The sequence below is a fragment of the Chryseobacterium sp. MYb7 genome (assembly GCF_002979455.1).
Classification (GTDB): Bacteria; Bacteroidota; Bacteroidia; order Flavobacteriales; family Weeksellaceae; genus Chryseobacterium.
In genome coordinates this window covers 12833-24901 of the sequence record NZ_PCOU01000006.1, presented here as the reverse complement: position 1 = coordinate 24901, position 12069 = coordinate 12833, and the positions used below count along the sequence as shown (strand labels likewise).

Annotated in this window: 13 protein-coding genes and 1 riboswitch; of the genes, 5 read left to right on the top strand and 8 right to left on the bottom strand. The window is 36.2% G+C overall.

Annotated features, from left to right (window positions below; all coding sequences use genetic code 11):
- The first annotated feature begins 50 nt into the window (after nucleotides 1-50).
- The 4 genes from CQ046_RS06785 (at nucleotide 51) to CQ046_RS06770 (ending at nucleotide 4477) form a co-directional block, all read left to right on the top strand.
- Nucleotides 51-887: a GLPGLI family protein gene (locus CQ046_RS06785; protein WP_105701523.1), complete on the top strand. Its 837-nt coding sequence runs from the start codon at nucleotides 51-53 to the stop codon at nucleotides 885-887.
- 100 nt (nucleotides 888-987) lie between these two features.
- Nucleotides 988-1055, top strand: a riboswitch (Fluoride riboswitch).
- 31 nt (nucleotides 1056-1086) lie between these two features.
- Nucleotides 1087-2394: a voltage-gated chloride channel family protein gene (locus CQ046_RS06780; RefSeq protein ID WP_185126160.1), complete on the top strand. Its 1308-nt coding sequence runs from the start codon at nucleotides 1087-1089 to the stop codon at nucleotides 2392-2394.
- 114 nt (nucleotides 2395-2508) lie between these two features.
- A complete protein-coding gene (locus CQ046_RS06775; RefSeq protein ID WP_105701522.1) occupies nucleotides 2509-3384 on the top strand; it encodes a LysR family transcriptional regulator in 876 nt (291 codons plus the stop codon).
- Nucleotides 3385-3541: 157 nt separating this feature from the next.
- The gene (locus CQ046_RS06770; protein WP_105701665.1) at nucleotides 3542-4477 is read left to right on the top strand and encodes a YeiH family protein; all 936 of its coding nucleotides are present in this window, start codon (nucleotides 3542-3544) and stop codon (nucleotides 4475-4477) included.
- A gap of 81 nt (nucleotides 4478-4558) precedes the next feature.
- Here the strand turns inward: CQ046_RS06770 and CQ046_RS06765 are convergent, their stop codons facing one another.
- The 8 genes from CQ046_RS06765 to CQ046_RS06730 form a co-directional block, all read right to left on the bottom strand.
- Nucleotides 4559-4747 carry a hypothetical protein gene (locus CQ046_RS06765; protein WP_105701521.1) on the bottom strand — a complete coding sequence of 63 codons (189 nt, stop codon included), beginning with the start codon at nucleotides 4745-4747 and terminating at the stop codon, nucleotides 4559-4561.
- A 168-nt stretch (nucleotides 4748-4915) separates the two neighbouring features.
- Complete coding sequence (locus CQ046_RS06760; RefSeq protein ID WP_105701520.1) at nucleotides 4916-6157, bottom strand: MFS transporter; 1242 nt, start codon at nucleotides 6155-6157, stop codon at nucleotides 4916-4918.
- Between the two features lie 73 nt (nucleotides 6158-6230).
- Nucleotides 6231-7796 (bottom strand): ribonuclease Y, encoded by a 1566-nt coding sequence (gene rny, locus CQ046_RS06755; protein ID WP_185126158.1) that lies wholly within the window; start codon nucleotides 7794-7796, stop codon nucleotides 6231-6233.
- A 235-nt stretch (nucleotides 7797-8031) separates the two neighbouring features.
- On the bottom strand, nucleotides 8032-8319 hold the full coding sequence (locus tag CQ046_RS06750) for a cell division protein ZapA (protein WP_105701518.1): 288 nt from the start codon (nucleotides 8317-8319) through the stop codon (nucleotides 8032-8034).
- Nucleotides 8319-8621, bottom strand: a complete 303-nt coding sequence (locus tag CQ046_RS06745) for a hypothetical protein (protein ID WP_047376863.1) — start codon at nucleotides 8619-8621, stop codon at nucleotides 8319-8321. Before CQ046_RS06745 ends, CQ046_RS06750 begins: the two co-directional genes overlap by 1 nt.
- Nucleotides 8622-8759: 138 nt before the next feature.
- Nucleotides 8760-9542, bottom strand: coding sequence for a porin family protein (locus CQ046_RS06740; protein ID WP_105701517.1), 783 nt, complete (start codon nucleotides 9540-9542; stop codon nucleotides 8760-8762).
- 3 nt (nucleotides 9543-9545) lie between these two features.
- Nucleotides 9546-10277 carry a bifunctional demethylmenaquinone methyltransferase/2-methoxy-6-polyprenyl-1,4-benzoquinol methylase UbiE gene (gene ubiE / locus CQ046_RS06735; protein ID WP_034695974.1) on the bottom strand — a complete coding sequence of 244 codons (732 nt, stop codon included), beginning with the start codon at nucleotides 10275-10277 and terminating at the stop codon, nucleotides 9546-9548.
- A gap of 3 nt (nucleotides 10278-10280) precedes the next feature.
- Nucleotides 10281-10850, bottom strand: a complete 570-nt coding sequence (locus CQ046_RS06730; RefSeq protein WP_105701516.1) for a hypothetical protein — start codon at nucleotides 10848-10850, stop codon at nucleotides 10281-10283.
- Nucleotides 10851-10951: 101 nt separating this feature from the next.
- On the opposite strand from CQ046_RS06730, the gene CQ046_RS06725 reads away from it, so the two are divergent.
- Entirely contained in the window at nucleotides 10952-12019 is a 1068-nt protein-coding gene (locus CQ046_RS06725; RefSeq protein WP_105701515.1) for a 3-oxoacyl-ACP synthase III family protein, read from the top strand.
- The last annotated feature ends 50 nt before the right edge of the window (nucleotides 12020-12069 follow it).

The window sequence follows — 12069 nt, the reverse complement described above, 5'->3', positions numbered from 1 at the left end:
AGTTTAAAGTTTTGAGTAACCATTAACAAAAAAATGACCAATCACCTTATATGAAAAGTATTCTTACTTTAATGGCTTTGCTTATGATGGCGTTATGCCAGGCTCAGACACATCGGTTTATTTATGAACTGCAGTATAAGATGGATTCTACAGAGACCACTTATGAAAAATTGAATATGATACTGGATATTACCCCAAAAGAGGTAAAATTTTACGGAAGAAATCTGATAACTACAGATTCTTTAAACAAAAAATTCGGGATGAATACCAGTCATACTGATATGTCCGGGCAGGTAGTAAAAAGAAAAGTCAATTCTTTTGATAATGAAAATTTCATCAATATTAAAAACGGATATTATTCCTTTAAAACCACTGATAAAATAAACTGGGTTATTTCTAATGAAACCAAAAAAGTAGAAAATTATACGTTACAAAAAGCGACTACACAATTTGGGGGAAGAAACTGGATCGCCTGGTTCTGTAAAGATATTCCATTTAATGAAGGTCCGTTTAAACTCCGAGGGCTACCCGGTTTAATCTTTGAATTGTCTGATACAAAGAAAAATTTCATTTATCATCTTATCAAAAGTCAGGAACTCGCACAACTCTATCCTACCAATGATTTTCTTGAATCCAATTTTGGGAATAAAGCTGTTCCCATTAATGAAAAGCAAAAATATAAGCTGATCATGGAATTTTATAATGATCCTTTTGCTTTTGAAAGAAACAATTTCAACAAATCCAACAATGATCTTAAAATTAATATCAACGGAAAAGAAATTCATAATGTGGATGAACTGAATACTCAAACTAAAAGTATGCAGGAAGTCATAAGAAAATACAACAATCCGCTTGAGATTGATAAGGCTATTCATTATAAAGAATAAAATTTGAACACAAAAGCCACAAATAGCACAAAACAAATTGAAGTTCCGTATAAGATTCTGTATTTATTTTTTTGAAAAACAAATTCTTTTTATATTTGCAGTATCAAAAGGAAATGGTGTTCTTCCTTACCCAACCGCTTTACAAAAGCTGATGACGCCTGATTAAAAGATTATTAACAAATAACTAATCAGGATTATTATGTCAAAAAGTCAAAGAACACCAGGTAAAAAATTAATTTTTCACACTCATTTTTTTTTCAGAAAATTTCCGGCTCTGCCCTACATTGTAAAATGGCTGTGTATCAGTATTATTATTGGAGGTTTAGTTGGGACAGCTTCTGCAGGATTTCTTCAATCCTTAGAATGGGCAACGAACTTCAGAGAAAATCATCTCTGGCTAATTGCTTTACTTCCTATAGCCGGGTTCCTGATAGGGCTTCTTTATTATTACTTCGGGAAAGATGTGGAAGCAGGTAACAACCTGTTGATTGATACGATTCATGAGCCCAAGGGAATTATTCCTTTTAAGATGGCTCCTTTTGTATATCTGGGAACGATTGCCACTCATTTTTTCGGAGGTTCAGCAGGTCGTGAAGGAACAGCACTCCAAATGGCGGGAGCTATCGCAGACCAGCTTACAAAACCTTTTAAACTTGACAGAAACGAAAGAAAGATACTGATTATTGCTGCTATTGCTGCCGGATTTGGTTCTGTTTTCGGAACTCCACTAGCTGGAGCTGTTTTTGGCCTTGAGATTTTTCTGATTGGAAGAATTCGTTATAATGCCATCTTTCCTGCATTTGCTTCCGCAATTTTGGCAGACTGGGCTACCAATCTCTGGAATGTAAAGCATACCCATTACCATATTGATTTTATCCCAAAACTTGAGTTTCTCCCAATTCTATACAGTATTCTGGCAGGAATAGCCTTCGGAGTATGTGCTGCTGCTTTCAGCAAAATGATCCATTGGATGGGCTCTTTTTTCAAATCAAAAATAAAATATCCTCCGCTTCGTCCTGTTGTAGGTGGAATTATTGTTGCTCTGGCTGTTTTTGCAATGGGGACAACCCGTTACATCGGATTAGGAGTGCCCGTGATTCTAGAATCTTTTGAAAAGCAGCTTCCACTATATGATTTTGCCTTAAAAATGATTTTCACTATCGTTACCCTTTCAGCCGGATTCAAAGGTGGGGAGGTTACTCCTTTGTTCTTTATCGGAGCTACTTTAGGTAGTGCACTGTCATTTTTTATACCATTACCGTTTGGTTTATTGGCGGGAATGGGATTTGTAGCGGTATTTGCAGGAGCCACCAATACTCCTTTAGCCTGTATGTTGATGGGAATTGAATTATTCGGAGCAGAATGTGGTGTATATGTCGCGATTGCCTGTGTTGTCTCTTATCTTCTTTCCGGTCACAACAGTATTTATTCCAAACAGAAAATCGGAGAAGCGAAAAACAGAAGATTTGAAAGCCAGCAGGACAGATCTATTTCAGACTTTTTATAGAGGGTTACAGGGTACGGGTTGCAAGTTATTTTAGTTGCTGGTTACCCATAACGTTAAACTCTCAAACTCACCATCCTCTTCGTCATTTCCAACTATAATTCGTAATTTTACCCCATGTTCGATTACAGATTAAAAGTTTTCCATACGGTGGCTACCCGACTCAGCTTTACTAAAGCTTCAGAGGAACTTCACATTTCCCAACCTGCTGTTACCAAACACATTAAAGAGATTGAAATTCAGGTAGGTGCCAAATTATTTGACCGTAAAGGAACATCTATCCAGCTGACTCAAAGCGGAAAAATTCTATTTGAACATGCAGAGAAGATCAGAAATATCTACCGTGACATGGAATTTGAGATCAGCCAGATCAGTCAGCAGCATAAAGGAAAACTGATTATCGGGGCTAGTACAACAGTTGCACAGTATATTTTACCGGAAATTTTGGCTAAATTCAATTCTTATTATAAAGATATTAAGATTGAACTGCTTACGGGAAATACGGAAACTATTTCAACCCTTTTAAAGGAAGAAAAGATTGATCTGGGTATTATCGAAGGAGAGTCACAATCTTCTTATTTTGAATATAAAACTTTTAAACCCGATGAAATTGTTCTGGCTGCAAAATCAGATCATCCGCTTGCCCATAAAACGTTACACTTAAAAGATCTTTATCAATTAGATATGATCTTCAGAGAGCAAGGTTCCGGAACGCTGGAGTTTATTCAAAACAGGCTTAAAGAAAAGGAAATCAATCTCCATGACCTGAATACTGTCATGCAGCTGGGAAGCAGTGAAAGTATTAAAAATTATCTTCTTCACTCGGAATGTATGGCATTTCTTTCCATCAGTACCATTTTGAATGAGCTTAAAAACAATGTACTGACCGTTATTGATATTAAAAATTTCAGTATTGAAAGAGATTTTCATTTTATTCTTCCTAAAGGGGAACAATCTGAACTGATTAAGCTTTTTCTGAGATTTGCAGAATGAAAAGCAATAAGCAATAAGCAATAAGCAATAAGCAATAAGCAATAAGCAATAAGCAATAAGCAAAGATATAACTTTTAGTTATCCAATATAACAAAATACGATTTACTTTGTAATAGTATTTTCCGGAATTTTGATGCAGATTTTAAAAGTTCGCATTATGAAAGATTTCATTCAAAATGAAATGACACGGAAAGTATTTTTTATTGTATTGGCTATTTTGTGCCTTACTCCATTTATATCCTCACCTATAGCCCTTACTTTGGGATTTGGACTGGCTGTTCTCATAGGTAACCCTTTTGAAAAGCATCTCCATCATTATATTCATTTGTTGCTACAGGTATCAATTGTTGGCCTGGGATTCGGATTGAAGCTGGATGAAGCGCTTCATGCCGGGAAAACAGGTTTGATGTTAACAGTTGTAAGTATTGTTACAGTAATGGTTTTAGGATATTTTCTTGGGAAGGTATTTAAACTGGAAAGACCTTTATCTTATCTTCTCTCTGCGGGAACAGCTATCTGCGGCGGAAGTGCAATTGCAGCCGTCTCTCCTATTATTAAACCCAGTACAAAACAGATTTCTCTTGCATTGGCCATTGTATTTACCTTAAATTCTATTGCTCTGTTTGTTTATCCTGCTATAGGACATCTTCTCAATCTTTCGCAGGAGCAGTTTGGACTTTGGTGTGCAGTGGGAATTCACGATACAAGTTCTGTAGTAGGTGCTGCCGGTAAGTACGGAGATGAAGCTCTGAAAATAGCAACTACCGTAAAATTGGCGCGTGCTTTATGGATTATCCCTGTTTCATTGATTACCATGTTTATTTTTAAAAGTAAAGGTTCTAAAATAAAGATTCCGTGGTTTATCGGTTATTTTATTGTTGCGATTCTATTGAACACTTATTTCCCTATTCTTGAGAGTTTCAGTACTTCAATCACTGTTTTGGCAAAATCCGGACTGAATCTGACTTTATTTTTCATCGGTTCCACCCTTTCTATTCAGACGCTGAAGTCTATTGGATTAAAACCTCTAGCAATGGCAATTATCCTATGGGTTACGATAAGCATTGGAAGCCTTCTTTACATTATCCATTAAAAAGAGCAGAACCCTTTTGAAATCAAAAGGGTTCTGCATATTAAATGTGGAAATGTTTATTTCGTATTGAAATAATTTTCTTTAGATTGCGGCTTCACCACAAGTATATACCTGCGGGCAACCGATATACTGTACACAATACCAAGGTCCTGTTACAGATCCTGAGCAGCTGCATCCGCAAAGAGATAAGTCTGGATTACCGCTTACTCCTCCTGTAATATTTTTCAAGTCTTGTTTTCTCAATTTTTTAGCATTTTTCATAATGTTCATGTGGTTTAGTTTTGATTAAAAATATAGTTTTAGTTACATTCCAAAGTTAAACAAATATTAAATACTCGCAAAAAAAACCAGAATAAAAATTAATAATTTATTGATTATAACTTAATTATTACATTCAAAATAAGGAATACCAGTGGATTATTTATTAAACAATTTAAATTATTCAGTAAATTCAAGATCTCTGTCATGCGTTTCCGAAATGGTAAGTGAAGAATAAAATGCAAGCCCAAATACTACCACTCCTACAATGGCTGCACTTTCCACTACAGGAAAATGTCCTTTAAGAGAATCAAAAGCAAATATCATCACTGGCACAAGCCCTCTTACCATGTTGGGAACAGTAGTGGTTGCTGTATTTCTGATATTTGTTCCGAACTGTTCTGCAGCCAGTGTCACAAACATAGCCCAATATCCTGTTCCAAAGCCCAGCCATACACAAAACAGATAATATTTTGTTTCTGTATTCGTATTACCAAACAGCATAATGGCTACTCCAATCAGGGTAAAGATCAGCATATAAAATATGGCCATTTTACGGGATTTTAAAGCATGGGAAATAAAACCACTCAATAAATCACCTACAGAAATTCCTATATACGCCCACATAATTGCTTTTCCGGGGTTAAGATCCTTGATTCCCATTTCAGGAGCAAACTGATTGGCTAAAACAGCCAGAATCCCAATGCAGTACCATGTAGGCAATCCTACAGCAATACATTTTAAATATCTTATCAATCGGTCTTTATTTGTAAAAAAGGATAGAAAATTCCCTTTTGAGACATTTTTATGGACAATATTCTTATAAATTCCGGATTCGGATACGCTTATTCTCAGCACTAATAGTAAAATTCCCATTATCCCCCCGATAATGTAAGAGATATTCCATCCTCCGGCCAGTTCTACGGTAAGCTGAGCGACTACAGCACCCATTAATCCGAAACCAGCAACCACGGAGGTTCCGATGGCTCTTAAATTCTTTGGCAAGCTTTCAGAAACCAGCGTAATTCCTGCTCCCAGCTCTCCGGCAAGCCCAATCCCAGCAATAAACCTTAAACCGGCATATTGATACACTAAATGCTCTTTAGGGAAATAAGGAAGAAAACCACAGGCAATGTTGGCCAAGGAATATACCAGAATAGAACCAAACAAAACGGAAAGTCTCCCTTTTTTATCGCCAAAAATTCCCCAGAAAACTCCTCCAACAAGAAGTCCTACCATTTGGCAGTTCAGAATAAAGGTTCCGTCCGCATCAGGATTCAGCCCCAATGCTTTTAAACTGGGTATTCTAACGATCCCAAATAAAAGGAGGTCATAGATATCTACAAAATAGCCTAAGGCAGAAATAATAACAGGAATAGAAAAAATGTACTTCAGCTTTGAAGACAGGGACAGTTCTTGCATTTTTAAGTTTTGATAAAAATAAAAAACCTTTCAATTTCTTGAAAGGTTTTTATCAAATATCTTTTTCTGATTATTATCTGGCAATATTCACAGCTCTCGTTTCTCTGATTACTGTTACTTTTACCTGCCCCGGATAAGTCAGTTCATTCTGAATTTTCTCAGAGATGTCGTAAGAAAGCTGAGAAGCTACTTCATCGTTTACTTTTCCGCTCTCTACCATTACTCTCAATTCTCTACCTGCCTGGATAGCATAAGCACTTGATACTCCATCGAAGCTTAATGCTGCAGATTCAAGATCTTTCAATCTCTGGATGTATGATTCCAATACCTGTCTTCTTGCTCCCGGTCTTGCTCCTGAGATAGCATCGGCAACCTGGATGATCGGAGATAGTAATGATTTCATTTCAATTTCGTCGTGGTGAGCTCCGATAGCATTTACTACTTCAGGGTTTTCACCGTATTTTTCAGCCCACTGCATTCCTAAAAGGGCGTGTGGCAATTCTGATTCCTGCTCAGGAACTTTACCTATATCGTGTAAAAGACCTGCTCTTTTGGCTAATTTTACGTTTAATCCTAACTCAGCAGCCATCGTTGCAGCAATGTTTGCAACTTCTCTTGAGTGCTGTAGTAAGTTTTGTCCGTAAGAAGAACGGTATTTCATTCTACCTACGATTTTGATCAATTCAGGGTGTAATCCGTGGATTCCTAAATCAATGATCGTTCTCTTACCTACTTCAATGATTTCCTCTTCGATCTGTTTTCTTGTTTTTTCTACTACTTCTTCGATTCTCGCCGGGTGAATTCTACCATCGGTTACCAATCTGTGAAGGGATAGTCTTGCAATCTCTCTTCTTACAGGGTCAAAACATGAAAGAAGGATGGCTTCCGGAGTATCATCAACGATGATTTCCACACCTGTTACGGCTTCTAAAGCACGGATATTTCTACCTTCTCTACCGATAATTCTACCTTTTACTTCATCAGATTCAATATTGAAAACTGATACTGAATTTTCGATAGCCTGCTCAGTTCCGATTCTCTGAATCGTTTGGATAACGATTTTTCTTGCTTCGTTTTTGGCATTCATCTGAGCTTCTTCCATGATGCTCTGAACGTGTGCCTGTGCTCTTGTTTTTGCTTCTGCTCTCATGGTTTCTACCAATTCTGCTTTAGCTTCGTCAGCTGTATAATTAGAGATTTTTTCAAGTATTTCTACTTTCTTGGCGTTAGCTGTATCTAATTCCTGCTGTTTTCTTTCAAGGATTTCGGTCTTCTTAGCGTAATCTGCAATCTGCTTGTCCAGATCTTTTTCCAATTTTCCAGTCTTGCTAAGTTCATCATTAAGCTTATGCTCTTTGTCTTTCGTTCTCTTTTCAACTTCCTGTATTTTCCTTTCACGGGACTGAATATCTGCGTCATGCTGGGATTTCAGCTCCAGGAATTTTTCTTTTGCCTGAAGGTTCTTTTCTTTCTTTATCGATTCAGCTTGTACATTAGCTTTTTCTATAAGGTTTTCGGCGTTTTTCTTAGCATCATCTATGATGAATTTTGCCTTAGTATTCAGAGAGCTTTTGGAGAAAAACATTCCCAATACAGCTCCGATTACTAAACAAACAACACCGACTATAACTTCTATCATAATTTATATTGAGTTTTAATTGTATTCATATCCTTTGTTAAATAAAAAAAGCCCACAATAATCCAGAGATTGAGAGTAAACTCCTAATCAACACGATTTGAACTGATTTCCACTGTCTGTAATCCGGAAGTCCGGCACGCCATTCGATGGACATTTGTTCGGTAATTGTTTAGCGTTGAGTTTACCTTTAATGTGTTAGAATTATTGTAGGCAGTAATTTTTCAGGAAAAAAAATCTATTTCCCGATTTCATTCAACGATTGGTTAATCTGCATTAATCTTTCGTTGGTAGAATTAATATTTTTTTCGTAGTTCAGAGAAACTACTTCTGCATTGGTTCCCAGTTTCAGGGCACACATTGCCAAAGCATCCTGTTTATCTCTTACATCGAAGTTCTGTTCAAAATCTTTAATCATATTCTCGATCTGCTTCCCTACTTTACGCAAAGTTTCTTCCTCTGCTGCCGGTACGTTCAGCGGATACACTCTTCCTGCAATGTTGACGGTTATTCTCCTTATCTCCATTATAATCCACTGTTTTGAAGCTGAGCAATACAGAAATCAATTTCTTTCACCAATCTGTTGATATGGTTTTTCATTAATCTATTGTGTTCAGGATTTCCTGATATTGCTGAATAAAGTTTTATATTTTTTTGTTCTTCTGCTAATACCTGATTCTTTCTTCTTTCCTCATCATATTTCTTCTTCAATTCTTCATGCTCAATATTTAATTCTTTTAAATTTTCCGTAAGATTTTTATAGTTCTTTTGCAGAGTCGAAATCTTTCTCTCTAATTCTGAAAAATTGTTTTCTAAATCTTGAAGCATTTCAGGTTTGTATATTCTAACTAAAAGCAAAAATAAAAAAATAATAACACTAACAAAAATAAAACGCTCTATATTTTGATATAACAATAAAAAAGGAGGTGCTAATGCACCTCCCGTCTATTTTTGAATGAAATATTTTTACTCAAATTTCAGAACAAACATTACGGCTCTTGTCTGTAATGTAGAAATAGCAGACGACCAATAAGGAGGTGTAGTAGCATTATCAGCCACTTTCTCATTGTTCATAAAGAATGTTCCTCTTACAGCAGGAGTCAGTTTAAATTTGTTGAAATAAAACTGAATTCCCATTTCTGCAGACCACGCAAAGTTGTGCGTTGTAGATCTGTAGATTCCCTGCATGTTATCATCTGTAGAAGTTGCATTAGACTGAAGGTTTACTACATAGTTCACCCCAGCTGCAACGTAAGGTCTTGAATTGTACCATCTCTGACCGTGAAGTTCCAAAAGTACCGGAATATCAATCAAAGTAGATTTAATTTCTCTTACTCTATCCTTTTCCTGTAAAGGGATTGGCATAAAAGGAGGATTGGTCAAAGACCCACCTGCATAAATGTCATTGGATTGAGTATTAAAAGTCAACTGTCTTTGTGCAAACTGTAAACCTGGTTCTATTCTTACGTCAAGATAGTCATTCAGTCTCCATTTTGCAATAAGCCCGGCACCGAAACTATAACTTTCCTTAGAGGTAACAAGGTTTTCATTATCATTCATCCCGTACTTCGGATGTAGAACAATGCGGTAATCCAGTCTGTTCCCGTTCAAATAAAACCCCCAACTGAATTTCTGTTCGTCGAAATCTTCCAACTTATCCATTCTGTTTCGGGTTCTGAATTGCGCGTTTGCAAAGACGGCAACATTTACTGAGGTTAAAACCAGTGCTTTTAATAGAAATTTATTCATAGGTTACTTTGTTGCTTTATAAATTGTGGCTATACCTAAACTTAATTTTTTATATTCAACTTTCTTAAATCCCGTATCTAAAAGAATTTGCTTCATCTTCTCCCCGAAAGGAAAAGCATTTACAGAATCCGGAAGGTATGTATACGCCCTATTATCCTTAGAAACCAATCTGCCGATGGCAGGCAATATATTTTTGAAATAAAACATATAAAATGGCCCCATGAAACCCTCTACCTTTGAAAACTCCAGTATATAAACACTTTTGTTATCTTTAACTACTCTTCTTAACTCTGCCAAACCTTTGGTAAGGTTTTCAAAATTCCTTACTCCAAATGCAACGGAAACAGCATCAAATCTATTGTCCTCGAAAGGTAAATTTTCTGCATCTCCTTTTTGCATGGAAATTTTGCCGTCTAATTTAAGTTTTTTTATTTTAATAACGCCAACATTCAGCATTTGTTGTGATAAATCTAATCCAACTACTTTAGAACCGGTTCCTTTTTCAATCGTAATTGCCAGATCTCCCGTTCCTGTAGCCACATCCAGCACTTCCTGCGGATTATCATTTTTCATCCATTTTACCAGTTTATTTCTCCACAGAATGTCAATTTTCATGGATAAAACACGGTTCAGAAGGTCGTACTTCGGTGCAATATTGTCGAACATATCCTCTACCTGGCTCTTTTTTGTAGCCTCTGAATTGTAGGGAGTAACTTTGGTGATATCTTTTGTCAAAACTTAAAACTTGTAATATTCTTTATAATAATTTAGGTAATCCTGCTTTCTGAAGATTTTAGATCTTGATTCCACTTGCTGGATATTCTTGATCACTTTATCATAATCTTCATCTACATTGTAGTAAAAATCTTCTGTGTAAAGCTTGTTGAAGCGTTTCGCTCCTCCGTAATAATCCTTTCCGTCAATAACGGTTTTATCAAGTGCCGACAGCAACGAATCTTTTTTAAGATTGTATCCGTAATACTGATCATTCACATAGTAATCCTGGTGGGTAATATTAATCAGACCACGAAGTTTATTCACTTCAAATGCTGAATCATAAAGCATTTTTTTGTTCTGATCAAAAACCTGAATAGAGTTTTTCCCTTTATTCAAATCCACATGCACATACTGCCCCGCTGAAATAATTCCTTCAGATCCGTTATTGATCTTAAAGTAATACGTATTCGGGGTAGGATTATCTACCACATAATAATTCTTCTTGGCTAAAAAAAGGAAGTAGATCCCAAAGGCAACGATAAACGCCACAGCTGCAATAAGTAAGCCTTTTAAGGACGAGTTGTTTTTCATAGATTGTAAAGTACAATTTTTGCAAATTTAATAATATTTTTAATTCTCTGTTATTAATATTAATTATTAACTTTGCATCTTTAAAAAAATCATATAAACGAATGCCGAATACGATCATTATTGGCTCTGGGTCTTATATTCCGAACAGAGTTATTGGTAGAGATTACTTCATGAATTCCGAGTTCTATACTGAAGACGGAGTAAAGATTGAAAAGCCTGTGGAAGAGACCATTGCGAAATTTGTAGAGATTACAGAAATCGAAAACAGGAGATTCATTGAGGATGATCTTTCCAATTCACAAATCGGTTATGAAGCTGCAAAAATCGCCCTTGAGGATGCAAAAGTAGACGGCGAGGAATTAGATTATATCATCTACGCAAGTAATTTCGGGGAAGTTACCGAAAACGGATACGCTGATTTTATGCCGACTATGGCAGCGAGAGTAAAGAATAAGCTTGGAATCAAAAACAGAAAATGCATCACGTATGATATGGTTTTCGGATGCCCAGGGTGGGTAGAAGCAATGATTTTATCTGATAATTTAATCAAAGCCAAGGTTGCTAAAACCATCCTTGTGATTGGAGCTGAAACATTAAGCAGAGTAACAGATCCATATGACAGAAACAGAATGATCTTTGCTGATGGTGCCGGAGCAGTAGTTGTAAAAGCCACTGACGAAGAAAATGTGGGAATTATTGCCCACAACACGATCTGTGATAACGGACCGGAATTAAACTACCTTGAAAACCAACCATCTATCAATAAAGAAGCAGATCAGAAACGTCTTTATGTAAGAATGTTGGGAAGAAAGATTTATGAATATGCTCTTAAAAATGTACCTGATGCGATCAAGGATACTATTACAGATGCAGGTCTTTCTATTGAAGATATAGATAAAATCTTAATACATCAGGCTAACGCTAAAATGGATTACGCTATGATTGAGAGACTTCACAAGCTTTATGATGTGAAAGAATATGATCACGCGATCTCTCCTATGACCATTCAGGATCTTGGAAATACTTCTGTAGCAACCATTCCTACCATGTATGATTTAATAATTAAAGGAAAAATGGCAGGTCAATCGTTTAAAGAAAAAGGTAACGTTGTGATGACTTCGGTAGGTGCCGGAATGAATATCAATGCTATCGTTTACAGATTTCCTTAATAATATTTAATAAACAAAAAAAATATAAAAGCACAGGGAAGTTATTCTTT